We start from the raw sequence: 24,933 nt of genomic DNA, 5'->3' as shown, positions 1-24,933 counted from the left end.
GCAGATTTTCGGCCCACGTGGACCGACCGAACACTCGTTCGGTCTGCATCCTCGATAGTGTTGCGGATCACAACTTTGGTGTCAACCCGGTGCGAACGCCCGGCCCAGTTCGCTGTGCCCTCTACGGTGATCGCATGACCTCGATCGGCGACTGGCGAACATACGAGGGCGCGGCACTGTCCCCAGCGCTGGCGTCGGCCTTGCGCATCTTCGTCGAGCAGGGCTACCACGGCACGTCGGTGCGGCAGATCGCCGCGGGTGCCGGCTTGTCGGTTCCCGGTCTGTATCACCACTTTCCGTCGAAGCAGGCCCTCCTGGTCGGCATCATGAATGCGTCGATGGACGAACTGTTGCACCGGACTCGATCGGCCATGGACGGGGCCGGTTCGTCGCCGAAGGACCGATTCGACGCGGTGGTGGAGTCCTTGCTGCTGTTCCATATCCATCGCCGAGATGCCGCGTTCGTGTGCTCCACCGAGATTCGCAGTCTCGAGCCGGCCAACCGCGCCGGCTACATCGCCAAGCGCGACGAAGAGCAACGGCTGCTCGATGCCATCGTCACCGACGGAGTCGAGTCCGGGGTCTTCGACACCCCGCACCCCGCAGATGCCGGCCGGGCCGTCACCACGATGTGCATCGGAGTGGCCACCTGGTACCGACCCGATGGCCCGCTGACGCCGGCCGAACTGGTCGAGGTGTACCTCGATATCGCACGCCGAACGGTCGGTGCTGCTACCGGCCGAGGCACTGCACACAGGACGTGAGTTCCTTGACCGAAACCTGCGTGTATGCCAGTCTTCAAGAGACCGAGCGAGTGTTCGGTCGGTATCGACCAGGGAGTGCAGAATGGCCATCGACCTCACCTTCGACGCAGACGTCGAGAAGCTGATCGACCGAACGCGTACGTTCACTCGCGAATACGTGCTCCCGATCGAGGATCGGTTTCTGGGCAATATCGCCGACGCAGGCGGCGACGGCCTCCGGGTCGAGATGCAGTCCGCAGCCAAGGAAGCGGGCGTGTTCGCACCGCACGCACCCGTCGAATACGGTGGGCACGGTCTGTCGATGAGCGACCGCGCACCGGTGTTCGAGGAAGCGGGCTACTCCCTGTTCGGCCCCATCGCACTCAATCTCGGCGCACCCGACGAGGGCAACGTCCACATGCTGGCGCACATCGCATCGCCGGCACAGAAGGATCAATTCCTCGCCCCTCTCGCCCGCGGCGATCAACGATCTGCATTCGCGATGACCGAGCCGGCACCGGGTGCCGGCTCCGATCCCTCGGCCCTCACCACCGCGGCCGAACGGACCGACGGCGGATGGAAGATCAACGGACACAAGTGGTTCATCACCGGAGCCGACGGCGCAGGGTTCTTCATCATCATGGCCCGTACATCCGGAAAGCCGGGTGACCGAGGCGGAGCCACGATGTTCCTCGCCCCGGCCGACACACCGGGCATCACGGTCGGCCGTCATATCGGCACCCTGGACAAAGCCATGATCGGCGGGCACTGCGAGGTGTTCTTCGAGAACGTCTTCGTGCCCGACGAGAACGTTCTCGGGGCCGTCGACGAGGGCTTCGCCTACGCCCAGGTGCGATTGGGGCCCGCCCGTATGACCCACGTGATGCGGTGGCTCGGAGCCTCCAGACGGGCGCACGACATCGCCGTCGCCCAGGTGGCTAAGCGCGAAGGGTTCGGCGGCAAGCTCGGCGATCTCGGCATGATCCAGAAGATGGTCGCCGACAACGAGATCGACATCGCCGCATCCCGTGCCCTGTTGATCAAGGCCTGCTTCGAGCTGGATCGCGGCGGCCACGCGAGCAACGAAACCTCCATCGCCAAGACGTTCGCAGCCGAGGCCATCTTTCGCATCGTGGACCGCAGCATCCAGATGTGCGGCGGGCTCGGGGTATCGGACGACCTGCCACTGGCACGGCTTTCGCGCGAAGTACGTCCGTTCCGGGTCTACGACGGCCCGTCGGAAGTGCATCGCTGGGCCATCGCAAAACGAGCGGTCGGGGCAGCGAAGCGCGCCGCACAGGAGCAGTCATGAGTGACCTACCGGGCATGAACCGCGTTGCTCTGGAACGATTCCTGCGTGCCGAGGGCATCGATGTCGACGGTGAGCTGACGGTCGAGATGATCAGCGGCGGTCGCTCCAATCTGACGTACAAGGTGTACGACGACACCTCGACGTGGGTGGTTCGTCGGCCCCCGACCAGTGGCCTGACCCCGTCGGCGCACGACATGGCCAGGGAGTGGGCAGTGACCGACGCGCTCGCGTCCACCGCGGTGCCGGTGGCCGAGACCGTGGCCTTCGACCGAGAAGGTGCCGTACTCGGTGCTCCGATGACGGTGGTCCGTTTCGTTCCCGGGCGCGTCGTGCGCACACGCGAGGATCTGCGCGATCTGACCGACGAGCAGGTCGCCGACAACGCCGCCGAATTGGTGCGAGTGCTCGCCGAGCTGCATGCCGTCGATCCTGCGGCCGTGGGTCTCGAAAAGTTCGGTCGCCCCGACGGTTTCGTTGCTCGACAGGTAGCCACGTGGGCGCGTCAGTGGCAGACGGTGAAGACACGGGAACTACCCGACGTCGACCGACTTCACCGCGCCCTCGAAGCCGCGGTGCCCACCCGATCGGCGGCGTCCATCGTGCACGGCGATTTCCGGGTCGACAACACGATTCTCGATGCCCAGGACGTAAGTTCTGTTGCAGCCGTGGTGGACTGGGAGATGTCCACACTCGGCGATCCGTTGACCGATGTGGCGCTGATGTGCGTGTACCGGCAACCCGTGTTCGATGCCGTTCTCGGTGCCGACGCAGCCTGGACGAGCGACCGCTACCCATCGGCGGCGGATCTGGTGCAGCAGTACGCCGTTCGATCGGGCCGTGAGGTGGACAACTGGGGCTTCTACGTGGCGTTGGCCAACTTCAAGCTCGGTGTGATCGGTGAGGGCATCACCCACCGCGCACTGTCGGGCTCCGATACCGGTGCCGGAGCACGCAACGCCGCCGAAGCAACTGGAGAATTCATCGCGGCCGGCCTCCGAGCATTGTCGGCGGGCTGACCGCAGAAGCTATTGCTAAGCAGCTTCTCTCATGATGCCGATGTGGCGAACGATTCCGGACAGCGTCGGAAGCTCCTGAGGTGCGGACCAGCCGTTCAGGTCGGCGCTGTCGGAGTAGAAGTACTTCTGGTTCGTGTAGTCGTCGTAGTACAACCGCCAGGTACCGTCGGGCAACTCGACGACGGCGGGCCCTTCCTTCAACGGGCCGAAATCGCGGAAGGTGAGGTCCCGAACGTAGGGACCACCCAGAGCGGGCGCGATCCAGTGTTCGATGACCTTGTTGCTCTCACCTTTGGTGAAGGCGTGGTAGGTCGACCCGGCCTTCACCACCGTGGTGTCGATGTGGTCGTTGATGATTCCCACCAACGGAACCGGCGAGCTCCACGTCGTCAGGCCGGGATCGGTCGCCGTCATGAGATACGGCACGAACCCTCCGCCGGCAGACAACGACACGATGATGCTGACGCGGTCGCCCTCGACGAACCACTCCGGTGCCCACGCCTTGGTGGTGAACGGGGACAGAGACGGGAGTTCCGAGGACCCCGCCGAGCCGGTACCCGCCCCGGTCCCGGGCAGCAGCAGGCAGCAGAACGGGATCGGAAGGTTCTGCAAGAATTCCCAATCCACCCGATTTGCGCTGCGCGCAAAGCCGATTTCCGCGCCGCCGCCCGTCGTATATGTCACGTAGTACATACCGTCGGCGGCTCGAAAGATGCTGGAGTCACGAACCACACCGGAGGGCGGCGTGTACGCGGCGGTCTCGACCGTGGTGAAGTCCGTTCCGTTGCTGGACTGGTACACGTCCATGTTGCGATCACTGTCATTACTGAAGGCCACCATGGTGTACGTGACCGCAGGCGCAGCGCTACCCGTCCCTGCTGCGCCCAACAGCAGACCGACGGCGGCGACGAGCGTCATGGGAATTGCGAGGGCGTGCTTGCGCAGGGTCCTGATCACCGCTGAAGTATGGACGACACACGAGCCCCACGAGTAACAACAGTGCACAGTCGTGCCTGTTCGTTACCGAACGCTACGACTGCGCCGAGTATTGCGACACCGGCTTGGCCTGATACATCTCGTGGTCGGCATCGTCGAGAATGTCCAAGGCAGTGCGAGGATCACCACTGCCGACGGTCACACAGCCGATACTGGCGGTCACCGTCAGTTCTCGGTCTGCCGTCGTGATCGGGGTTGCGAGTTCCGCCCGGACGTCGTCCGCCTCCGACCCCACACTGCACGGCACCACCGCCACGAATTCGTCACCGCCGATGCGTCCGACGAATGCGTCGTCCGGCAGAGCCCGCGTCAAGCGCGCGGCCACGATACCGAGAACGGCATCACCGACCGTATGTCCGTGCAGGTCGTTGATGGTCTTGAAGTTGTCGAGATCGATGAACAACACCGCCATGGCATCCTCCCGACTCGATCGGGACAGCTCCTGGTCGAGCCGCGCCAGAATCAGCGGGCGGTTGGGAAGCCCGGTGAGGTCGTCGTGGGTTGCCGCGTGTTCGAGCTTCATGCTCGTCCGATAGGCATCGGTGACGTCGACGAACGTTGCCACTATCGAGGGTGACGGGCCGCCGAAGTTGAGCATGGTCGCGGTCAGAGACAGCCAGAAATGTCGTCCGTCCCGACGGCGTTCGACTCCGATCACCGATTGGCTCGGCTTCCCGGTTCTGCCCGTGACGGCCACGGGGTGTTCGAGTCGCCGAATGGGTTGCTGATCGGTGCCGTACACCCGGAACGGCAGCACAGCGGACTGTCCCGTCGTCGCCGATCCCACCTGGATGTCGAGGATCGTCTTCGCCGCGAGGTTCGCCGACGTGATGCGACCGGCGTGGTCGAGTACGACGACACCTGCCTCCAGCGATTCCACCACGGCGGTGTAATGCTCCTCGGCCCGGCGGACGGCACTCTGGTCGGCGCAGACCAACACCCACCCGTCGGGCATCTGGGCCGCGGAGACCACCATCGCCAACGCCGTCCCGTCCGCGCGCAGATGCGAGTCCCACAGCCGGCCGCCGGCCGCGAGAATGGCCACCGGGTCGCAGGGCACCCCCACTGCATTCGATACGGAGAGGCCGAGCACATCTGCTGCGCGTCGTCCGTAGACCGACTCCGCGGCAGGATTCCAACTGGACACGACCCCGTCGGAGGACACCCCCACGATGGCGTCGCTGACGTGCTCGACCAACGCGGCTTGATAGTGCAGCGCCTTCTGTGCGGCCTTGTGTTCGGTGAGGTCGCGAAGGATGACCTGAAATGCAGGTTCTCCGTTCCACACCGTGCGGACCGAGACCGCCTCCATGGTCAGAGTCGATCCATCGAGGGCGAGTACGTCTGCCTCGGAGGCCGAACTGGCGGTTCCGTGCACGTCCAGGGCGGCGATGCGCTCGAGCATCGGCCCGATCGACGCGGCCGCGATGAAGTCGGTGATCGGACGGCCCACCACCGCACCGAGACTGTCGGCGCGCAGATACCGGAGCCCCGCAGGGTTGACGTAGACAAGGTTGCCTCGCCTGTGGACGACGATCGCGTCGGGCGAGTGTTCGATCAGAACCCGATAACGATCTGCGAGACCGGGCGACCCGGGATCGGCTTCGGGGTCGCCGACGACGTCGCGCTCCCCTGGGGCCATCTGCGGTCCTCGCGTTCGTAGGCGGTCTGTCGACACTCGATTCAACCACTTCTGTGGGCCGAGCCGGAATCTTCTGCACGGTTCGATGCTTATGTCCGTTTTCCGACTGGACCCAGTGCTTGTTTGCGGGGCTAAATCGAGGAACCAGCCGAAAACGGCTCGTACAACTCGAGAAGGAACGGGAATCGATCATGACATCTCACGGCATCGACATCAGTGGGATCGGCGCAGTGTCCGGCTACGGCTGGGGTACGGCCGCATTGTGGACCGGTCTGGCCAGCGGTAAGGCTGCCGCCACCTTGCACCACAACCGGTCACACCCGGGCCGCAACCCGGTGTGGCTTGCGAAAGTGCCCGACGGCGGGCAGACCGACGACGGCACCAGCCGCTTCGGCCGCGCACTGCGCGGCGCCGCACGCGAGGCCATCGACGACGCACTCGCTCGGGGCTGGCGGCCCGGTCGGCGGGTCGGTCTGGTGCATGCGGTCGTCCTGGGTGAAGTGGACGAGTGGCGCAACTTCTATCTTGAGGACGGCGGTGTGCGGCGGGTGCGCGACTACCTGACGCTGATGCCGTCGACCCCGGTATCACTGCTGATGCAGGAGCACGGCTTTCACGGCCCGGCGATGAACGTCTCGGCCATGTGCGCGTCGGGCAACGCCGGCCTTCTCACCGCCAAGATGTGGCTCGATACCGGCTTCGTCGACGACGTCGTCTTCGTCGCCACCGACCTGTCTCTGACGCCGGAGAACATCGACCATTTCGTCGCGCTCGGCGTCGGGGTGGTCGACGTGGAACCTCAGGAGGGCTGCCGACCGTTCCAGGAAGGTAGTCGTGGGTTCGGAATGGGCGAAGCAGCAACAGCTTTCGTGCTCACCAACCGTAGCGATGCTGCGTACGCGCGGGTACTGGGCGGTTCGATGACTCACGACGCGTTCCACGCGACGTCCATCGACCCGGCCCTGACGCAGGTACGAGACTGCTTCGAAGCCGCCTTGACGGACGCCGGTGCCACGGCGCGCCAGGTGCGCTACCTCAATGCGCACGGGCCAGGCACCGCTCAGTGCGATGCCGCGGAGACGGAGATGCTGGAGACGGTGCTCGGCTCACACGCGCAGGTGTATTCGGTGAAGCCGCTCACCGGGCATTGCCAAGGCGCGGCGTCGGCCGTCGAAACCATCTCTGCCGTCATGGGATTCGATCGCGGACTGGTTCCTGCGGCCCCACAGGTCTCCGACGGACACCCGCAGTTGCTCGACGGATTCACCGCAGCCGAGCCAGGTCTGACGATGAAATCCTCGCTGGGAATGGGAGGACACAATTCGGTGGTGGTGCTGGCTCCTGCGTGAGCGACGGTCTGCCGGATGGTTCGCGCGCCCGCACCGTCACGGGCGCGCGAGCCCGTTCAGATCGACACCCCGGCCCCGCAGATTCCGCATTCCTCGAATTCGACGCGTTTCCACCGTGCAACCGGGACGAAGAACAGCGTGAATTGCTGGTACTGCTTCATTCTCGCCCACTGGGTCGTGTTGTGGCACCGCGGGCAGTTTCGCGTTGCGCCAGGGCCGACGTGTTTGCGCTTGCTGCCGAAGCCGAAGAGGAGAAACATCGGACCAGCCTAGAGGTACGGGCACCGAGGGCGCTCGATTCCGATGCAACCGTGGTCGCCTACAAGGAAGACCCCTACCTGACGCCATCGATCGTCGCTACCCTGCAGTACTCGAGCCCCGAGCCGATTCGAGTACCGCCACCACGGCTCTGGCGCGTCGGATCCAGTCCGAGACCAGACGTCCGGGCACGTTCTGCGGAACCTGCGCGAGCCGAAGTGTCAGTGTGTGTCGACCGGACGGATCGCGGACCGGCAGCACGACCGATCCCACGTTGTACGTGCCGGTGTCGTCGAGCACCTGCGGCCGGTAGTCGACCGAGGTGCGGCCGATCTGCGCTCTGATCTCGCGTTCCTGCCGCGGAGTCAGGCGGCCGGACTCGTATTGCTTGGTGGCCTGCCGCATTTCGGTGTACGCGTCCGATCCCGCCGCAGGAAGAAACGAGATCCCGTAACCGTGTTCACGAATGAAATCGAGCCGGTCACGATGTACCTGGGTCCCCTTGTCCGCACCCTTCAGCTTGTCGATCCAGCGGTTCTGATCGGCCTCGGGCAACGCGAAGACGTAGGAGTCACCGATCGGTGGCACGATCGGTATACGTTGAGCCAGAGCAGCATCGCGGTCGACGCCGGGTGCCGTTGCGGACAGCACCGTCGCCATTTCGTCGGCACTGACGGCCGTCAGGACCGACACTTCGCAGCCGATCTCGGCGGCGAGAGCGTCGACCTCGGCGCGCGCAGCATGGGCAGCGTGTATGGCCGGAAGAATTTCGTGGTCCATTCGAGCGAGCAGAGACGTGCACACGAAACTGCCGTAGCCACCCTGGAAAAAGATCAGCGGCGACACCGGGTTCGTGATGGCCATGTCCTGAACCTCGCACAGCACGATCCAGTGATCGCCCGCGTCCACGGTCTTCCAGATCGTCGTGTCCATCCAACCGATCGCGTCGGTGAGCACCGGACTTCCGTTCGGTGATGCGTACCAATCGATTCCGGCGAATTTGTTCTCCCAGCGCTGCGCAATGGACATCACCTCACGTTCCTGATCGCCGCCGACGATGTTGATGCACAAGGATGAACAATCCTGCATTCGCGCAAAGGTACGCGACGTCTTCATCGGCATGAACGAGACGAGTGGGGGGTCGAGCGAGACCGAACTGAAGGTGCCGACGACCAACGCCAGCAGCTCCCCTGTCGGATCCGTGCCGGTTACCACCGCGACGCCCGTGGGATAGTGTCCCGTGACTTCTCGAAACGTTCTCTGCGTTTCCTCCGTGGTTACTGTGTGAGGCATGCCGATCTCCTGAGCATTGTCGACGGTGGACCGATTCGGTATTGCACCCAAATTAATTTCCCACCTGTTCTTACTGGTAGGCGGGAAACCTTTAGCCACACCGTCGGACAAGGACGTGCACAGCCCTCAGACCGTTACTCGCCATGCCAGGACGTCACGGACCAGTGTGCCGAGACTTTCGGCCTCCGTCTTGGCCTTGATGCGCGCTCGATGCACATCGACGGTCTTGACGCTGGTACCCAAGCGGCGTGCGATCTGTTGACTGGCCATACCCTCGATCACCAGCCGCAACACCTCTCGCTCACGCGGCGTCAGAGCATCGAGGCGCCGGTGTACCCGGTCGCGCTCCGCACGCTCGGAGAACACACCGGACGCCAGCCGAAGTTGCTCTTGAACGACCTCGAGCATGCGCTGCGGCTCGTACGGTTTCTCGAGAAAATCGACGGCTCCCGCACGCAGCGCACGTACCGACATCGGAATGTCCCCGTGCGCCGAACAGAAAATGATCGGAGCCGGATAATCGCGTCGGATCAATTCGTCCTGTAGCTCGAATCCGCTCATGCCCGGCATTCTGACGTCGACGATGACCACTCCGGGCTCGGCCGCATCCATTTCCTCGAGAAATGCGGTAGCGGTCGGATAGGTGAGCGCCTCTATTCCGACACTCTGCAGAAGAAACGCCAGTGATTGCCTGAGATCTTCGTCGTCGTCCACCACGTGAACGACGGTGGGCTTCACGGTTTCCATGAGTTCCGAGCCTAGCTGTGGACGGGCCCCGGCACAGCGGAAGCCGCCCACCGATCGGCCGACGGAGTCGACGTGGTCGGTCACAGGACGATCGTGACGGTTTTCGCCTCGGTGTTGGCCAGGATTCCTTCGTATCCGAGCTCGCGGCCGAGACCACTGGCTTTGACTCCGCCCCAGGGCAATTGGGGAGCAAGTGGGGACCATCCGTTGACCGCGACGGCTCCCGCCTGCAATGCCGCCGACACGGTGTGGGCCCGCCCCAGATCGGTCGTCCAGAGCGTGGCCGCCAGGCCGTACTGATTGTCGTTGGCCAAAGCGATTGCGTCGGTGTCGTCGTCGAAGGGAACGACGATGCCCACAGGCCCGAAGATCTCTTCGCGGGCGATGGTCAGGTCGTTGGTGCCGGCGAACACCGTCGGACGTACGAAGTGGCCGCGGTCGTTTCCGTCTGCGTCGCCGTCGGTACCACCCGCTACCAGGCGGGCGCCCTCGGACTTGCCCTTCTCGATATAGCCGAGCACGCGGTCCTTCTGCTTCGCGTTGATCAACGGGCCCATTGTCGTCGAGGCGTCGAAGGGATTGCCGAGCACCTGCGCTCCGGCGGCCGCACCGAGACCCTCGACCACGGCGTCGTACACGGAGCGGTGCGCGAAGATACGCGTTCCCGCGGCACACACCTCGCCCGAGTTGGTGAACAGTCCCATTGCGGCACCGCCCACTGCCGATTCGAGATCGGCGTCGCCGAAGATGATCTGCGGCGATTTGCCTCCCAGCTCCAGCGTGGTGCGCTTGAAGTCCGCAGCGGAGTTCACGAGTATTCGACGGCCGACGGCGGTGGATCCGGTGAACGACACCTTGGCTACCCCGGGGTGTGTCGTGAGCGCCTCGCCGGTAATCGAACCGATACCCGGAAGAACTTGCACGACGCCTGCTGGGAATCCGGCCTCCTCGATCAACCGCGCGAGATGCAGGATCGACAACGACGCGTCCTCGGCCGGCTTGACGATCACCGTGTTACCCGTGGCCAGCGCCGGTGCCAATTTCCATCCGAGGATCATCAGTGGGGCGTTCCACGGAATGATCGTGGCGATGACCCCGACTGGTTCGCGGCGGGTGTAGGCAAACGTGGGACGGCCCATGTAGCCGTCGTTCGGCAGGGTCTCGCCGTTGATCTTGTCTGCCCATCCCGCGTAGTAGCGAAGCGAAGCAACAAGATTGGGGATGAACATCATCTTGCCGAGGAAGAACAGTCCACCCATGTCGAGCGACTCGAGGCGGGCCAGTAGCTCGGCGTCACGTTCGACCAAGTCGGCCAGCTTGTTCAACAGCTGCCCTTTGTGCGATGGCGGCACCGCGGCCCAGCTTCCGGTCGACGCGGACTGCGCTGCGCGGACTGCACGATCGACGTCTGCGGCGTCCGCCGAGGCGATGTCGGCGAGCTTCTCACCGGTCGCAGGATCGAAAGTCTCGAATGTACCGGCGCCGCCGCTGCTCCAGCCCCCGTCGATGAAAAGATCGGTGGTGAAATTCGATACTGCGGTCATGGCCGCCTCCTGTGCTGGTCGAAGTGAATGGTGCTCGATGACGAAAGGAAATCGATGCCGAAACCGGCATCGGTGATGCCGGCGATCACGCCGCGGGCTGCGAGGCGATCACCGCGGAGATCCACGACGCGCCGGCAAGAAGTTCTGCTTCCGAGTTCGGCGGTCCGATGACCTGAATTCCGAGCGGCAGGCCCCTGCCATCGGTCAGGCCGGGAACGGTGACAACAGGCAGTCCCCAGGCTTGCCACGCCCGGCTCAGTGCCGGATCTCCTGTCGCGGTGAGACCTTCGGGGGCAGCGCCCGGGGCCGCGGGCCCCACGATGACGTCGACGCTGTCGAAGAGACGCAGGATGTGCTCCCGCGTCTCGGCGACGCTGATGCACGCAGCGTGGTAGTCCGCGGTGGCGGTTGCTGCTCCGCGTTGCAACAGTGCCGTCAGCGGAGCGCTGAGTCGGTCGACATCAGCGAAGAGTGCGCTCCGTTCGCGTGCTGCCTCGTAGGACATGACCACCGCATGGGCAGCGGTGGCGAGCGAAACGGCATCACCCGCGGGGAATGCCGACTGTCCGGCTCCATCCGCTCGAATCCCACGACCGAGACGGGCGAGAGCATCTGCCATGTCGGGCTCGACGACGCCGAGTTCGCCTGCGTCCCAGAGCAGTACCCGTGGCGGCGCAGACATACAACCCAGAACGACCTCCTGCCCGACGAATGCGGACCACGCGCATGCAAGGTCGCGTACCTGGGCGGCATAGAATCCGTGACTGTCGAGACTGGCCGCCAAGCCGGTCACGCCCTCGGTCGAATGCCGCCCCCGAGTCATGACCATCGACGCGACGCCGCAGTACGAGGCGGGTCGAGTCACCGATCCGGCGGTCTGAGAACCGAGAGCCAAGGGCACCTGCCCCGACGCCACCGCGGCTGCCGAACCACTCGACGATCCCCCCGGGGTGCGCGACGGATCGGCAGGATTGCGAGTCGGTCCGGGGGCGAAGAATGCGAACTCGGTCGAGACGGTCTTGCCCGCGGGCACGGCACCTGCAGTGCGCCATGCCTGCACTACGGCGGCATCGGCCTCGGCCGGCCCCCGCGCGGCATAGAGATCCGTTCCGCATCTCGTCGGGAGTCCCGCGACGTCGACGATGTCTTTGACTCCCAACGGAATTCCGCCCAGCAGGCCGGGCGGATCCTCGAGCTCGACCGGAGGCGCGTGCACTACCCATGCCGCAAGATCATCTTCTGTGTCGTCGATGCGGCGCTGGGACCGCCGCCATGCATCCTCTACGGTGCTGCGTCCGGCCCGTAGGTCGGCCACGAGATCGGCCAGCGACCACGGCTCGTACAGGGGAGAGCCGATGCTCATCGGTCGCCCCACACTGCGTCGGCTGTCCAATAGTCCATTCCACCGGCACTGACGAAATGTCGCCACTCCGAGACGCGCCGCAGTGATGGCTCGGCGCGCTCGGTCGCCCGATCTGCCGCATCCGGGCCATCGGCTCGGACCTGCCAATGCACCCAGTTCAGCTCGTTGCCCTCATGGTCGTGCATGAACAGGTCCACGTGTCGCCATCCGTACCCGTGAGTGTCGTTGTAGCACATCAGTGTCATGCGTTCGCGTGTGTCGTCCATACGTCGCTCTCCCGGATAGGTCCGGCTGCGCACTGCTCAGCAACCGAAGATCATGGGTCGACGCTACGAGTTGGGCGGTCGAACCGGAATGAAGAGTTCCTTGCCGACCCTGAAGATTTTCCCTACGCCGGCGGGCCCTGCTCGCCCGCAACAGCCGAGTCCCGATCGACCGTCGGGAGTACGAACCCGAACACCGAACCGCCCTCCGCGCCGGGGGTGTACCAGATGGAGCCGTGCTGCCTGGTGATGATCCGATAACTGAGTGCGAGACCGATCCCGCTGCCCGACTGCTTGGTGGTGAACGACTCCTCGAAAGGGTTGCGCTGCAGCCCTCTTCCTCGATCTGTCACGGTGAAGGCACCACCGTCCTCGCGGTTCCCGGTGGACAGGGTGATCGTGCGGTCCGGGAGCGCACACTGGGCCATTTCGTCGATCGCGTTGAAGCACAGATTGATGATGACCTGGCCGGTGAGTACGCGTTCGCAGCGCACCCGCACCGGATCGTCGGCGAGCTCGAAGTCGATTCGGACGGAATTCTGTTCCGCGCGGAGGCGAATGAAGTAGAGACATTCGGTGACGACGGTATTGAGATCTACCGTCTGATCGATCTGTTCGAGGTGTCCGACGAACGTCCTCAGTGTGGAGACGATCGTTGCTGCCCTTTCGATTTGCCGATGAGCCGATGTGAGACCGTACTCCACGCGCGACGCGAGATGACCGTCACCGGTCAGGATGGTCTCGACCCCCGCCAGAAAGTTGCCCGCCGCTGCGAGCGGCTGCCCCAACTCGTGTGCGATTGCCATGGCCATATCGCCCATGGCGTTGTACCGAGCCAGATAGTTCTCGCGCTGAAGTTCCAGCCCGCGCATCTCCTCGGTGCGCACGCGATCGGACACATCGTGCAGCAACATCAGATAGGCGCTGACCTCGTCCTCCTGCAGTCGCTCGACACTGCCGTCCAGCCACCGTGTTCTGCCCTCTGCGGCAAGCACTTCCAGACGGACCGAGGCCACCGGACTCGCGTCCCGTGCCAGGTCCCTCCAGGTGGATCGGCGACCGGCTACATGAAACGACGCGTACGAGGCGAGGGACCTGCCTGCCGGGGGTTCGACACTGGGATCGATACCCAGGTGTTCCATCGCGGTGTCGGTCGCGAATCCGATCGCGCCGGTCTCGTCGAGCACGAACGCGATCGTGGACGTATTCCTCGACAGTGCGTCGACGTAAGTGGTGGTCAACCTCAACGCACGTTCAGTGCGCTGCTCGTTCTCGATGTCCCGGAACTGCACCATCACTGCGGGGCCCTGGCGCAATTCGATCCTGGTCGCAATGGCGTCGGTCGGGATGATACGGCCGGATTTCGACCGATAGTGCCACTCGATACGACTGCTGCCGCACTCGACGGCCTCGTGCAACCACGCTCGTCCGACCACTCGGTCGTACTGCTGCGCAGAACTACTCATGTCGTTCGCCTTGAGAGGACGCATTTCGTCGAGATCGAATTCCAGCATCGCGCAGGCGGCGGGATTGGCCCACAGGATGCTTTTGGTCGCCCCGTCGTGCACGAGCACACATACCTGCGCGGCATTCATCATCTCGACGAAATCGGCCGGCACCAATTCCGGAACACGTGAGTCCATGGACATCTTCACGAGCGTATGCGCGGTGAACCGAACGATGTGCGGAAGGTTCGAATCTCACACCTGGACTGAAGAAATTACCTATTCGACTGATGGACGCACCCCCTGTCGACCGCACTCTTTACCGATATTGGCCGCACGTGACTCGCATTACGGTCGAACCAACGAACAGGCCACGAGGCACGAGGCACGAGACCTTGCACAAGGAGACCGATCATGACCGTCACTCAGGACGCTCCACCCGACGCCGGAAGCACGGCCACTCTCGACGACGTGTTGGTCGAACTGGCTCAGCGGCGGACGGAGTTTCGCGATCAGCGTTTCGTCTCCCCCGACTTCGTGGCCCGCCTCAAGGAAATCGGCATCTATCGGGCCGCCACCCCGAGATGCTTCGGCGGCGATCCGCAGGCCCCGGCGGACTTTCTGCGGACCATCGAGAAGATCTCCGTTGTCGACGGTTCGACCGGGTGGGTGGCGAGCTTCGGTTCTGCCTTGATCTACCTCGCTGCTCTACCGGTGGACACTCAGGCCGAGCTGTACGCCGAGGGACCGGATGTCGTGTTCGCGGGGGGTCTGTTTCCGGTACAGCCGGCGGCGACGACCGACCGGGGATTCCTGGTCGACGGGCGTTGGAAATTCGCAAGTGGTTCGATGGGTGCCGACATTCTGGGCGTCGGAATTCCCGGTGACGACTCGACCGGCGGAAAACCCCGAACGGCGTTGCTGCGCCCGAAGGACGTGGAGATCGTCCAGGAATGGGATGTCGTGGGTATGCGCGGCACCGGGTCGTTCGACCTCGTGGTGAACAAGGTCGAAGTAGCGCGGGAGTGGACCTTCATTCGCGGCGGCGCGGCGACCATCGACGAGCCTCTCTACCGCTACCCGACGATCGCCTACGCCGCACAGGTTCTCGCAGTGGTCGGTGCAGGCGTCGCCAGAAGCGCGCTCGACTACGCAGTGCAGGTCGGTGCCGGCAGGTCCGGCATCACCGGAGCCCCCAAGCTCGCAGACCGGCCCTACTACCGCATTGCCGTCGCCGAGGCGGAAGCCGCCTTGCGATCTGCGCGAGCGTACTTCTACGAGGTCACCGACGAGGTGTGGAGCGCGGTGCTGAACGGGCTCGAACCCACCGACGCTCAGAATGCTCACCTCCGTCTGGCATCGACCCACCTCGCCAAAATTTCGGCGGCGACTGCAGCGAAAGTCGTCGAAATCTCGGGCACCGGAGCCATTTACGCATCGCATCCGCTTCAGCAGTGGACCGGTGACGCACTCGTTCCTCAGCAGCACGCATTCCTGGGCCCAGCCGTTCTCGACGCCGCAGGCGCAGTGCTGATGGGCCTACCGCCCACCGTCCCCGGCTTCAAATGACCCTCGAAGGACAACACATGACCACTACTCCGCTTCGCGTTCTGTTCTGTATCGGCATCAACCAGAACTTCTTCGATCTCCCCGAGTCCGGAGTGACAGCCGGAGACGTCTGGACTGCGTTCGTCGCCCTGTCCGACGGCATCAAGGGTCTCGAGGGTGTCGACTTCATCGGCGATATCGACGACGACGCCACGATGGTCGGCCCCTCGGATTCCTGGCCGTGGACGTGCTACTTGCTCGCCGATGTCGACTCCCACGACACCGTCAAGCAGGCGTGCAACTTCTTGCGGACGATCGAAGTCGGATCCAGCGACTGGAAGCTGTGGAAGTACGTGAAGATCGAGGCCCGCATCGGCCGAGCACTCACGCCCCGCACGTACTGAACCACCGCGTACTCATGCTCCGCCGAACGACGCTGCACAGCTGCGTCGTTCGGTGGCCACCACTGACAACCTCGACAACGTGAGAGCTTTGGAGATATCGATGACCGTGCACGACACCGTAGAGACAACACCGAAGTCCCCGGCGTCCGATCTGGTGATGGGCGATCGTGTCGCGGGTCGGATCTACACCGACCCGGACGTGTTCGACGAGGAGATCACCAAGATCTTCGAGAGCACCTGGATCTGGGTCGCTCACGAATCGGAGCTCCCGAAGCCGGGCAGCTTCAAATCCACTCACGTCGGCCTGCAGCCGGTCATCGTGACCAAGAACCGCAAGGGACAGATCAACACACTGCTCAACCGCTGTCGGCATCGTGGTGCCAGCATCTGTGAGCAGAAGACCGGCGTCGCAAACGGTTTCACGTGTCCGTACCACGCCTGGTCGTACAGCCTCGACGGGCAGCTGCGCGGCATTCCGTACCCCGAGGGGTACGAGGGCGTCATCGAGAAGGGCGAACTCTCGCTCAGGAAACTGCGCACGGAGTCCTACGGCGGAATGGTGTTCGCCACGTTCGCCCAGGACATCGAATCCCTCGAAGACTTTCTCGGCGACGCCAAGCTGTGGATCGATCGATTCATGAAACAGGGCGGTGGCTACCCCATCAAGGTGCTGGGTACGCACCGATTCCGGTTCAACGGCAACTGGAAGATCCAGCTCGAGAACACCACGGACGGTTATCATTTCCCCATCGTTCATCGATCCTGGATGGCATCGGTCGACGCCGAGACGGCAGACATGATGTCGTTCATGACCAACCCGGAAGCCGTCACCCACGATCTCGGCAACGGTCACAGCGTCATGCAGATGGTGCCCGAGCACTCCGATCTCGATGCCGACGATGGATCCGAGCCGCTGCAGGCGCGTTTCGACGATCTCGTGGCCGAGCTGTCCGCTGCGGGTCTCGACGAGCCGGCGATCCGTAAAATCGTTCGCGCCATGCACGGCACCGGCTTCAACCTCAATCTCTTCCCGAACGTGTCGATGTCGGCTGCCTTCTTCCGTGTTCTCGAGCCGACCGCAGTCGACGCGACGACCATCGAGCATCTGGCAATCGGTCCCGACGGGCCGGCCGAGGTGGTGAATCCGGTCAACAGGGCGCGGTTACGAGTGCACGAACACTTCCAGGGTCCGTTCGGTTTCGGTACACCCGACGACGCAGAAGGATGGGATCGGGTGCAACGCGGCGCTCAGGGCGCTCCCGACATGCCCATTCTCGTCAATCGTGGTGCTGCTCGGGAGAAGCCGAGTGCCGAAGGATGGCCCACCTCGCACGTGACCGACGAAACCGGTATGCGCGCCGCCTACGCACAGTGGAAAGAGATGATGAGCCATGACTGATACCGCCGTGGAAACGCTGTCGATCGCAGACACCCGTGTGGTACGAGCCATCGAATTGATCTGGCGCGAGGCCGATCTGCTCGATCGCAAGCAATACGAGACGTGGAAGGGCCTGTATTCCGAGGACGGCCTGTACGTCGTCCCGATCGACTCGACCGGAGACGACTTCGACAATCGTCTCAACATGATCTACGACGACGCTCGGATGCGTGACATGCGGGTGGTGCGGATGACCGAGGGGTACGCGATCGCCGCCGTCGACGCTGCGATCACCACCCGAACCGTCTCCCGTTTCGTCGTCGAATCCTGTGCGGACGACACTGTTCACCTCAGGGCCGCACAGATCGTCGTCGCGTTCAAACGTGGGAAGCACGATCTGTGGGCCGGCGACGTGGAATACCGCATCCGACTGGGAGTCGACGGCGCAGCGGACCGGATCGCTCTCAAGGTGATTCGGCTCGTCGACAGCGAGGACGCCGTTCCCGCAGCCGGATTCCTGCTGTGAACGCGCCTGTTGCTGTCGTCACCGGCGGCGCGAGCGGGCTCGGCGAGCTCATTGTGCGCAAACTTCACTCCACCGGTCACCGAGTCGTTGTCGCAGACATCGACCTGGAGTCCGCGAATTCGTTGGCAGCCGAACTCGGCTCTGCCGACTCGGTCCGCAGCTACCAGGTGGATGTCGGTGACAGGTCTGCGATCGAGCGTCTTCTGTCCGCAGTGATCATCGACTTCGGATCGGTCGAGGTATTGGTCAACAACGCCGCCAAGACACAGGCACGTCCGCTGATGGACATCACGGCCGAAGAGCTGGACTCGGTCATGTCCGTCGGGTTCAAAGGCACCTTCACGGCCTGCCAGATATTCGGTGCTTACATGGCAGGCAACCGGTACGGCCGCATCGTGAACATGGCATCTTTGGCGGGACAGAACGGTGGAACGGCAACCGGTGGGCATTATGCGTCGGCCAAGGGCGCGGTGATGTCTTTGACGAAAGTCTTCGCCCGAGAGTTGGCACCCTCCGGAGTGACCGTCAACGCGGTCTCACCCGGGCCCCAGGATTCCCCCATCGTGCGGAAGATCGTCGGCGAGGCCAATATCGAGTCCTACGCACAGACCATCCCCGTCGGTCGTCTCGGCGACCCGGCATTCATCGCCGAAATGGTGTCTCTGCTCGCATCGCCGACCGCAGCGTCGGTCACGGGTGCTTGTTGGGATGCCAACGGCGGACTCTACATGCGTTAGGAAGACGCCGTGTCCAGTGTCAAAGTTGTCGTAGCGCAGATCGTCGACGAAACGCCGAACATTCGTTCCCTTCGTCTCGTGCGCGACGGAGGGGGCGCACTCGGCCCCTATCAGGCCGGTGCCCACATCGACGTGACAGGTCCGACGGGCGTACTGCGCCAGTACTCCCTGTGCGGTCCCCCTGCCGAACCCGATTCGTTGCTCATCGCGGTCAAACGCGAGCTGGAGTCCCGCGGCGGATCCGAAGCGTTGCACCGGATTCGGGAAGGCGACGTCATCGAGATCAGCGAACCGCGCAACATCCTCGGGGTGGCACCGAACGCCGACGCCCATGTGCTGATCGCGGCCGGTATCGGGGTCACTCCCCTGCTGAGCATGGCGTATCAACTGCACCACAGCAGTTCCGATTTTCAGCTCCACTACTTCTCGCACAGTCGGGAGCACACCGCGTTTCTCGAGTTGCTGGAGGATCGGGCCGAATTCCGTGACAGTGTCCATCTCCACATCGGTCTCTCCCGCACACAGCAAAAGGCTGTTCTCGACGGGTTGGCCGGCTCCGTGAGCGCTTCCTCGGCCGTCTACACCTGCGGTCCGGAAGGTTTCATGGAGACTGTGGTCTCGATCTTCACACCGACGGTGGGGCCGAACAACGTTCATATCGAACACTTCGTCGCCTCCGACATCGACACCTCTGGTGACACCGGGTTCACCGTCGAAATGGATACCGGTGAGTCCTTCGAGATACCTGCCGACCGATCGATTCTCTCCGTGCTGGAGGAGAACGGCATCGAGGTGTTCAAGTCGTGCGAGGAAGGTATTTGCGGCTCGTGTGTGTCCGGCCTCCTCGAGGGCGAACCCGAGCACCGAGACAACTGCCTGTCGGCTGCAGACAAGGCCGCGGGCAACCAGATCGCGCTCTGCGTCTCGCGTGCGAAATCGAGCAAGTTGGTCATCGAGCTGTATTGATCGCAGCTGAACGGCCCACTCCCCCCGCAATGTCGGCGGGGGGAGGCCAGTCGGTATCACCCGCTTCCGCGCGAGGTCCGCACCATGCCCGGCACGCGCTACTGCTGCGCCCGCTCGTACACAGCGGTACCGCCGACTACGGTGCGCAGCACTGCCATTGCGGGTATGTCATGAGGGTCGACGGTGAGGAGATCACCCTCGATGACGGTCAGGTCGGCAACCTTGCCCACCTCGATCGATCCCTTCCAGTCCTCGGCGAAGTCCTGCCACGCCGCGTCGATCGTGTAGGTGCGGAGCGCCTGCTCCAACGAGATCGTCTGGTCCGGGCCGCTGACGGCCCGAGAGGCCTTGCTCTCGCGAAGAATCATCGTCGACAGCCCCTGTCGCCAACTGGGCATCGTGACAGGGGCATCCGAACTACTCATCAGTCGAACCCCTGAGTCCACGGCACTTCGATAGGGGAATTCGTATGCTGCCCTCTCGGTTCCGACGAACTCCGGCTCGAGATCAGCGATGGTCCATTTGATCGTCGGATTCATGTTGACGCCGATTCCTGCCTCGGCCAGCCTGTCCAGCGTTTCTCGAGAAATGAAGTCGCCGTGAATCAAGTAGTGCCTCGGATCGGGTCGCGGGTGATCACGCTGTGCTGCGATCAGTGCGGCCGCCACCGTGTCGATCGCTCGGTCACCGGTGACGTGCACGCCTACCTGGTAGCCCTCGATATGGCCTCGTCGAACCATCTCGGTCACTTCTTCGACGCGGCGTTCGTCGGTTTCACCACCGACACAGAGCGATCCGCAGCCGCCACCCACATACTCCTCGTGCATCCACGACGTCTTGCTCAGCGGTATCCCATCGGCGAACACCTTGACGCCGAGCACCCGGAACATACGCGAGTCCGGGCCGGCCGGTGGTTCGATACCAGCCAGATTTTCTGCGAATTCCTCTGCCGTACCACTCATTCCGCACGGCAGCAGCAGTACGGATACGCGAATTCCGAGTTCGTCGGCGGCCGCCAGCTTCGCGTACGTGGCAAGGCCCCCACTGCCCATCGCACCTCCCGCGAGCGATTCTCCGCCGGGCCCCAGGGCCGGATCGGTGAAACTCGTGATGCCCTCGCGCTGCAGTGAGGCGATTGCCGATCGTGCGGCTTTCTCGCGTCGTGCGTCGTCGAGAAGTGGGAGGCCTGCCTGCACCAGAGACTGCGCCCCCTCCATGAATATGCCGGTGAGCTCTCCCTCGGCGTTCCTCACCGCGCGGCCGCCCTCGGGAACAACGGTGTTCTCGTCGACGCCCACGAGCCGTAGCGCAGCCGAGTTGACCCAGGACGTGTGCCGAGAGAAGTCCTGTAGGAACACCGGGTTGTGCGCAGACACCGCATCGAGATCCCAACGGGTCGGCGATCGCCCTGCCTCTCCGCGGCACTCATCGAGATATCCTTCGTCCCAGCCGGTTCCGATGATCCATTCACCTTCGGGCGCGGCGTCGACGGCTGCCTTCACAGCTGCGACGACATCCGCGATCGACTGCACCGTCGGGTACGTCACGTCCAGGGACAACGGCGGAGTATCCAAGCCGAAGGCAATCCCGTGTAGGTGAGAGTCGTTGATTCCCGGTAGGACGGTGTTGCCCGCGAGATCGATCACCACGGTGTCGGGCCCGATGTGCGCCGCAACGTCGTCGTCGATGCCGACAGCGGTGATGACATCACCGGTGACTGCGACGAACGACGCAATACCGAAAGCGGCGTCCATCGTGAAGATACGGCCGTTGATGTAGACAGAATCGGCGTACGTCATGACATTCCTCTGTTTCGGTGGCCGGATCCGGCCACTGTGATCGTGTTCAGGACGCACGAGCCGCGCCTGCCGCAATCCGATTGCGCTCCAACCGAACCGGCGCAGTCTCGGGCAGAATCCACAGGCAGGTCAGTGAGATGATGCAGGCACCGGCGAGGTAGTAGCCGATGTTCGAGGCATCACCGGTGAATGCGACGATCCGGTTCGCGATCAGGGGTGCAATGCCGCCGCCCAGCACCGCCCCGACATGGAACGCGATGCCCATCCCGGTCTGGCGTTGTTCCTTCGGGAACAGCTCGGTGAAGTACGTGTACATCGGGCCGAACAGGAACCCGGTGGCGGTGAACCCGATCATCAAACCGAGCACAACCGAGGTGACGGTGCCCCATTGGGCCATGTGGAAGATGGTGAGCACCGCCGCGATAGTGGCCAGCGCACCGCCCATCATCACCGGTCGGCGTCCGATCCGATCGGACAGCAGTGATGCAAGCACCACCGCCGCGCCGTGCAGTACCAACGCGGCGATACTGCCGTACACGATGTCGGTACGTGGAAGACCGAGCCCCTCCGGAGCTTCGGCCGTGGCGTACGACAGCATGAAGATCGCGAGCACGAAGGTCGTGGAGTTCAGTCCGACGTTGACCCCCGCCGCAAGCACGAGGCGACGCCAACTGCTCTTCACGACGGTCTTGAACGGCATCTGGGCCCGCACGGCCTCTTCCCCGCGCTCGGCCACCATCTGTCGGAACACCGGACTCTCGTGAACGCCCTTGCGAACCCACAGTCCCAACACCAGAACCAGACCGCCGAAGAGGAACGGCAGACGCCACGCCCACTCCTGCACCGTCTCTGCCGGCAACAGCAGAACCAATGCAAACGACGCGTTCGCGAGGATCGTGCCGATCGGGGACCCCAGAGCGGTGAAGACTCCGTAGCGTGCTCTTCGGTCGTCCGGGGCATGCTCGATGGCCAGCACGGCAGCGCCACCGGTCTCACCACCACGGCACAGTCCGTGAACGAGCCTGAGTAGAACCAGACAGACCGGGGCCGCGACGCCTACCTGTGCGTAGGTGGGGAGCACGCCGATGATCAGGGTGGCCGCACCCATCCCGAGAAACGTCAACTGCAGGGCGCGGCGACGACCGTAGGTGTCGCCGACCCAGCCGAAGAGCACGGCTCCGAGCGGGGCCATCAAGAATCCGATGCCGAATGTGGCCAGACCCATGAATGTGCCGAACCATGCATTACCCGTGCGGAAGAACGTATCGGTGAACACGAGTGCTGTAGCGGTTCCGTAAATAGCGAAATCGTAGAATTCCAGTGACGTTCCGACGCCGCTGGCGAATGCAATTCTTCCCAGACTCGAACGCTTCGGCGGTGACTCGGCTTCGGTTGCAACTATCTTCTCGGACATCGGTATCGATCCTGTTCGGTTGGACGACCGCCGGACTGGAGAGTGATTCTCGCGGCGTTGTAGAGAACACTGTCGACCATCCCAAGAAGAATTTCAGCGCAACCGGGCCTGAATAAAGGTTCCCCTAGGCGGGCGACTCCACATCCCTATTGACATTTTGACCTCGATGCATCAGGGCTTCAACAACACCGACGAGCTGGGGAACGCTTCGGCGAAATGGTTCGGTAGCGGTGCCACGAACACGTTTTCGGTGCGAGTTCTGGAAATGAGCCACCGGCCTTCGACCTTACGAAAGGCGTTGTTGAGGCGGCTCGAACGCAACAGGCTCCTGCCGTCGGAGAACAGCCAGGGCTGCATGTGAATCCACTGGCCTTCGGCCGTATCGCCGTCGACGTGTATCTGTTCCGAGGTGAGGTAGTGGGCGTTGAGTAACAACGCAGGATCGGTCTTTTCACCCCAGAAGCGGTTGAAGTGCGCCCGAATGGCCTCCTTGCCTTCGGCGCGGCCGAATTGGCCGTCGTAGTACTCGCCCACGCCTTCCCAGACCGCGTCCTCGGTGTACAGGTCCAGCACCAGCTCGATTCGGCGAGCGTCGTCGTCCACGCCGAATTCGGGACACGGAGTGTCGCACAGAAACATGTAGCGAGCTTGAATGCGTCGAATGTCCGCCTCGGACTCGAGCACCTCGAGTCGGGCGGTGAGTTGAGCAATGGTTGTGTCGGTCATTCGATCTCCTCGGTAAACACCACGATCACGGACGGGTACGACTCGACGCTATGTCGACTCCGAAATCGGCGATATACGCAAATCCTTCAGCGTTGTCGGGCTCGTCCGTCACCCCCTGCGCTCCACCGCCTTTCGACCGCACACGAGAACGGCCGCCCTCGCATCCATCGGAGCGAGGGCGGCCGTAGTTACGCCGCGGTGTCAGCCGGCGATCATGCCGTGCGGGTCGATGACGAATTTCTGTGCGACTCCGCTGTCGAATTCACGGTAGCCGCGTGGGGCGTCGTCGAGAGTGATGACCGTTGCGTTCACCGCCTTCGCAATCGACACTCGTTCTTTGAGAATGGCATTCATCAGTTCCCGGTGGTAGCTCATCACCGGGCACTGCCCGGTGGCGAACGAGAGCGACTTCGCCCAACCGGTGCCGAGGCTGAGCGAGAGAGCGCCGCGTTGTGCGGCCTCGTCCACGCCGCCCGGATCACCGGTGACGTAGAGCCCGGGAATTCCGATGCCACCGCCCGCGGTGGTGATGTCCATCAGCGAATTGAGCACCGTGGCCGGTGCTTCGTGGGACGAGTCTCCGCCGTGGCCGCGAGCCTCGAATCCCACCGCGTCCACCGCAGCGTCGACCTCCGGGACACCGAGGATTTGTTCGATCTGATCTTGCGGCGCGCCCTTGCCCACGTCGACGGTCTCGCAGCCGAACGTTCGTGCCTGCGCCAGCCTGTCGGCGTTCATGTCGCCGACGATCACCACCGACGCGCCCAGCAATTGTGCGCCGACCGCGGCCGCCAGACCGACCGGGCCCGCACCCGCGATGTACACCGTCGCACCGGGTTTCACTCCCGCGGTGACCGCGCCGTGATATCCGGTCGGGAAGATGTCGGAGAGCATGGTCAAGTCCAGGATCTTCTCCATCGCCTGATCGCGGTCGGGGAACTTCAGCAGATTGAAGTCCGCGTACGGTGCCATGACGTACTCGGCCTGGCCGCCCACCCATCCGCCCATGTCCACGTAACCGAACGCAGAACCGGGTCGATCCGGGTTGACGTTGAGGCAGATGCCGGTCTTGCGCTCCTTGCAGTTTCGGCACCGTCCGCAAGCAATGTTGAACGGTACCGAGCAGATGTCGCCGACCTTCAAGAATTCGACGTCTCGCCCGACCTCCACGATCTCGCCGGTGATCTCGTGGCCCAACACCAGACCCTCGGGTGCCGTCGTGCGTCCACGGACCATGTGCTGGTCGCTGCCGCAGATGTTGGTCGAGACGACCTTCAGGATCACGCCGTGTTCGCATTTGCGGCCGACATTGGCCGGATTCACGCCGGGGCCATCGGTCAATTCCAGGCCCGGAAAAGCGATGTCCTGAACCTCTACCTTTCCTGGTCCGGCGTACGTCACTGCTCTGTTGTCTGCCACGATTTCTCCTGTTCGACGGTGTCCGGCTGCGTTCGACAGACCGAG

General features: G+C 63.6%; 23 protein-coding genes. 10 read left to right on the top strand and 13 right to left on the bottom strand.

Going from position 1 to position 24,933, the window contains the following annotated elements:
• Positions 1-134: 134 nt before the first annotated feature.
• From ASH04_RS15390 to ASH04_RS15380, 3 genes are all read left to right on the top strand, one after another.
• The gene (locus tag ASH04_RS15390; RefSeq protein ID WP_057473992.1) at positions 135-764 is read left to right on the top strand and encodes a TetR/AcrR family transcriptional regulator; all 630 of its coding nucleotides are present in this window, start codon (positions 135-137) and stop codon (positions 762-764) included.
• Positions 765-846: 82 nt separating this feature from the next.
• Positions 847-2,055: an acyl-CoA dehydrogenase family protein gene (locus ASH04_RS15385; RefSeq protein ID WP_032364698.1), complete on the top strand. Its 1,209-nt coding sequence runs from the start codon at positions 847-849 to the stop codon at positions 2,053-2,055.
• Positions 2,052-3,071 (top strand): phosphotransferase family protein, encoded by a 1,020-nt coding sequence (locus ASH04_RS15380; protein ID WP_032364697.1) that lies wholly within the window; start codon positions 2,052-2,054, stop codon positions 3,069-3,071. The genes ASH04_RS15385 and ASH04_RS15380 overlap by 4 nt, the downstream gene beginning before the upstream one ends.
• A 15-nt stretch (positions 3,072-3,086) precedes the next feature.
• Here the strand turns inward: ASH04_RS15380 and ASH04_RS15375 are convergent, their stop codons facing one another.
• Together ASH04_RS15375 and ASH04_RS15370 are read right to left on the bottom strand one after the other, a co-directional pair.
• Positions 3,087-3,989, bottom strand: coding sequence for a hypothetical protein (locus tag ASH04_RS15375; protein ID WP_057473991.1), 903 nt, complete (start codon positions 3,987-3,989; stop codon positions 3,087-3,089).
• A 112-nt stretch (positions 3,990-4,101) separates the two neighbouring features.
• Positions 4,102-5,709, bottom strand: a complete 1,608-nt coding sequence (locus ASH04_RS15370) for a diguanylate cyclase domain-containing protein (RefSeq protein ID WP_057473892.1) — start codon at positions 5,707-5,709, stop codon at positions 4,102-4,104.
• Between the two features lie 191 nt (positions 5,710-5,900).
• On the opposite strand from ASH04_RS15370, the gene ASH04_RS15365 reads away from it, so the two are divergent.
• Positions 5,901-7,058, top strand: a complete 1,158-nt coding sequence (locus ASH04_RS15365) for a beta-ketoacyl synthase N-terminal-like domain-containing protein (protein ID WP_032368854.1) — start codon at positions 5,901-5,903, stop codon at positions 7,056-7,058.
• Positions 7,059-7,114: 56 nt separating this feature from the next.
• Here the strand turns inward: ASH04_RS15365 and ASH04_RS15360 are convergent, their stop codons facing one another.
• The 7 genes from ASH04_RS15360 to ASH04_RS15330 all read right to left on the bottom strand — a co-directional run bounded on the left by ASH04_RS15360 (position 7,115) and on the right by ASH04_RS15330 (position 14,175).
• Positions 7,115-7,318: a zinc-ribbon domain-containing protein gene (locus tag ASH04_RS15360; protein WP_027496168.1), complete on the bottom strand. Its 204-nt coding sequence runs from the start codon at positions 7,316-7,318 to the stop codon at positions 7,115-7,117.
• Positions 7,319-7,415: 97 nt separating this feature from the next.
• The gene (locus ASH04_RS15355; protein ID WP_032385552.1) at positions 7,416-8,609 is read right to left on the bottom strand and encodes a flavin reductase family protein; all 1,194 of its coding nucleotides are present in this window, start codon (positions 8,607-8,609) and stop codon (positions 7,416-7,418) included.
• 126 nt (positions 8,610-8,735) lie between these two features.
• Positions 8,736-9,356 (bottom strand): response regulator transcription factor, encoded by a 621-nt coding sequence (locus ASH04_RS15350; RefSeq protein WP_057473990.1) that lies wholly within the window; start codon positions 9,354-9,356, stop codon positions 8,736-8,738.
• 80 nt (positions 9,357-9,436) lie between these two features.
• Positions 9,437-10,900 (bottom strand): aldehyde dehydrogenase family protein, encoded by a 1,464-nt coding sequence (locus tag ASH04_RS15345; protein ID WP_057473891.1) that lies wholly within the window; start codon positions 10,898-10,900, stop codon positions 9,437-9,439.
• Between the two features lie 85 nt (positions 10,901-10,985).
• A complete protein-coding gene (locus ASH04_RS15340) occupies positions 10,986-12,263 on the bottom strand; it encodes an amidase (protein WP_057473890.1) in 1,278 nt (425 codons plus the stop codon).
• Positions 12,260-12,529, bottom strand: coding sequence for a hypothetical protein (locus tag ASH04_RS15335; RefSeq protein ID WP_057473889.1), 270 nt, complete (start codon positions 12,527-12,529; stop codon positions 12,260-12,262). Before ASH04_RS15335 ends, ASH04_RS15340 begins: the two co-directional genes overlap by 4 nt.
• A gap of 122 nt (positions 12,530-12,651) precedes the next feature.
• Positions 12,652-14,175 carry a PAS domain-containing sensor histidine kinase gene (locus ASH04_RS15330; RefSeq protein ID WP_057473989.1) on the bottom strand — a complete coding sequence of 508 codons (1,524 nt, stop codon included), beginning with the start codon at positions 14,173-14,175 and terminating at the stop codon, positions 12,652-12,654.
• A gap of 210 nt (positions 14,176-14,385) precedes the next feature.
• On the opposite strand from ASH04_RS15330, the gene ASH04_RS15325 reads away from it, so the two are divergent.
• The 6 genes from ASH04_RS15325 (at position 14,386) to ASH04_RS15300 (ending at position 19,530) form a co-directional block, all read left to right on the top strand.
• Positions 14,386-15,540, top strand: coding sequence for an acyl-CoA dehydrogenase family protein (locus ASH04_RS15325; RefSeq protein WP_057473888.1), 1,155 nt, complete (start codon positions 14,386-14,388; stop codon positions 15,538-15,540).
• A gap of 17 nt (positions 15,541-15,557) precedes the next feature.
• Positions 15,558-15,923: a hypothetical protein gene (locus ASH04_RS15320; RefSeq protein WP_032385555.1), complete on the top strand. Its 366-nt coding sequence runs from the start codon at positions 15,558-15,560 to the stop codon at positions 15,921-15,923.
• Between the two features lie 100 nt (positions 15,924-16,023).
• On the top strand, positions 16,024-17,322 hold the full coding sequence (locus tag ASH04_RS15315; RefSeq protein ID WP_032385767.1) for an aromatic ring-hydroxylating oxygenase subunit alpha: 1,299 nt from the start codon (positions 16,024-16,026) through the stop codon (positions 17,320-17,322).
• On the top strand, positions 17,315-17,827 hold the full coding sequence (locus ASH04_RS15310) for an aromatic-ring-hydroxylating dioxygenase subunit beta (RefSeq protein WP_032393265.1): 513 nt from the start codon (positions 17,315-17,317) through the stop codon (positions 17,825-17,827). Before ASH04_RS15315 ends, ASH04_RS15310 begins: the two co-directional genes overlap by 8 nt.
• Complete coding sequence (locus ASH04_RS15305) at positions 17,824-18,564, top strand: SDR family NAD(P)-dependent oxidoreductase (protein ID WP_032393264.1); 741 nt, start codon at positions 17,824-17,826, stop codon at positions 18,562-18,564. The genes ASH04_RS15310 and ASH04_RS15305 overlap by 4 nt, the downstream gene beginning before the upstream one ends.
• 9 nt (positions 18,565-18,573) lie before the next feature.
• Positions 18,574-19,530, top strand: a complete 957-nt coding sequence (locus tag ASH04_RS15300; protein ID WP_032393263.1) for a PDR/VanB family oxidoreductase — start codon at positions 18,574-18,576, stop codon at positions 19,528-19,530.
• A 98-nt stretch (positions 19,531-19,628) separates the two neighbouring features.
• Here the strand turns inward: ASH04_RS15300 and ASH04_RS15295 are convergent, their stop codons facing one another.
• The 4 genes from ASH04_RS15295 to fdhA all read right to left on the bottom strand — a co-directional run bounded on the left by ASH04_RS15295 (position 19,629) and on the right by fdhA (position 24,888).
• The gene (locus tag ASH04_RS15295; protein ID WP_032393262.1) at positions 19,629-21,329 is read right to left on the bottom strand and encodes an amidohydrolase; all 1,701 of its coding nucleotides are present in this window, start codon (positions 21,327-21,329) and stop codon (positions 19,629-19,631) included.
• Between the two features lie 46 nt (positions 21,330-21,375).
• On the bottom strand, positions 21,376-22,743 hold the full coding sequence (locus ASH04_RS15290; RefSeq protein ID WP_032393261.1) for an MFS transporter: 1,368 nt from the start codon (positions 22,741-22,743) through the stop codon (positions 21,376-21,378).
• A 171-nt stretch (positions 22,744-22,914) separates the two neighbouring features.
• Entirely contained in the window at positions 22,915-23,469 is a 555-nt protein-coding gene (locus ASH04_RS15285; protein ID WP_032393260.1) for a nuclear transport factor 2 family protein, read from the bottom strand.
• 201 nt (positions 23,470-23,670) lie between these two features.
• Positions 23,671-24,888 (bottom strand): formaldehyde dehydrogenase, glutathione-independent, encoded by a 1,218-nt coding sequence (fdhA, locus tag ASH04_RS15280; protein WP_032385562.1) that lies wholly within the window; start codon positions 24,886-24,888, stop codon positions 23,671-23,673.
• Positions 24,889-24,933: the final 45 nt, after the last annotated feature.

The sequence above is a fragment of the Rhodococcus sp. Leaf233 genome, assembly GCF_001426165.1.
GTDB classification, from domain to species: Bacteria; Actinomycetota; Actinomycetes; order Mycobacteriales; family Mycobacteriaceae; genus Rhodococcoides; species Rhodococcoides fascians.
This window is presented reverse-complemented; position numbering and strand designations above follow the sequence as displayed.

Coding starts and splice junctions, on each gene's coding strand:
- ASH04_RS15390 (WP_057473992.1), top strand. CDS start 135: ATGACCTCGATCGGCGACTGGCGAACATACGAGGGCGCGGCACTGTCC.
- ASH04_RS15385 (WP_032364698.1), top strand. CDS start 847: ATGGCCATCGACCTCACCTTCGACGCAGACGTCGAGAAGCTGATCGAC.
- ASH04_RS15380 (WP_032364697.1), top strand. CDS start 2,052: ATGAGTGACCTACCGGGCATGAACCGCGTTGCTCTGGAACGATTCCTG.
- ASH04_RS15375 (WP_057473991.1), bottom strand. CDS start 3,989: ATGACGCTCGTCGCCGCCGTCGGTCTGCTGTTGGGCGCAGCAGGGACG.
- ASH04_RS15370 (WP_057473892.1), bottom strand. CDS start 5,709: ATGGCCCCAGGGGAGCGCGACGTCGTCGGCGACCCCGAAGCCGATCCC.
- ASH04_RS15365 (WP_032368854.1), top strand. CDS start 5,901: ATGACATCTCACGGCATCGACATCAGTGGGATCGGCGCAGTGTCCGGC.
- ASH04_RS15360 (WP_027496168.1), bottom strand. CDS start 7,318: ATGTTTCTCCTCTTCGGCTTCGGCAGCAAGCGCAAACACGTCGGCCCT.
- ASH04_RS15355 (WP_032385552.1), bottom strand. CDS start 8,609: ATGCCTCACACAGTAACCACGGAGGAAACGCAGAGAACGTTTCGAGAA.
- ASH04_RS15350 (WP_057473990.1), bottom strand. CDS start 9,356: ATGGAAACCGTGAAGCCCACCGTCGTTCACGTGGTGGACGACGACGAA.
- ASH04_RS15345 (WP_057473891.1), bottom strand. CDS start 10,900: ATGACCGCAGTATCGAATTTCACCACCGATCTTTTCATCGACGGGGGC.
- ASH04_RS15340 (WP_057473890.1), bottom strand. CDS start 12,263: ATGAGCATCGGCTCTCCCCTGTACGAGCCGTGGTCGCTGGCCGATCTC.
- ASH04_RS15335 (WP_057473889.1), bottom strand. CDS start 12,529: ATGGACGACACACGCGAACGCATGACACTGATGTGCTACAACGACACT.
- ASH04_RS15330 (WP_057473989.1), bottom strand. CDS start 14,175: ATGTCCATGGACTCACGTGTTCCGGAATTGGTGCCGGCCGATTTCGTC.
- ASH04_RS15325 (WP_057473888.1), top strand. CDS start 14,386: ATGACCGTCACTCAGGACGCTCCACCCGACGCCGGAAGCACGGCCACT.
- ASH04_RS15320 (WP_032385555.1), top strand. CDS start 15,558: ATGACCACTACTCCGCTTCGCGTTCTGTTCTGTATCGGCATCAACCAG.
- ASH04_RS15315 (WP_032385767.1), top strand. CDS start 16,024: ATGACCGTGCACGACACCGTAGAGACAACACCGAAGTCCCCGGCGTCC.
- ASH04_RS15310 (WP_032393265.1), top strand. CDS start 17,315: ATGACTGATACCGCCGTGGAAACGCTGTCGATCGCAGACACCCGTGTG.
- ASH04_RS15295 (WP_032393262.1), bottom strand. CDS start 21,329: ATGACGTACGCCGATTCTGTCTACATCAACGGCCGTATCTTCACGATG.
- ASH04_RS15290 (WP_032393261.1), bottom strand. CDS start 22,743: ATGTCCGAGAAGATAGTTGCAACCGAAGCCGAGTCACCGCCGAAGCGT.
- ASH04_RS15285 (WP_032393260.1), bottom strand. CDS start 23,469: ATGACCGACACAACCATTGCTCAACTCACCGCCCGACTCGAGGTGCTC.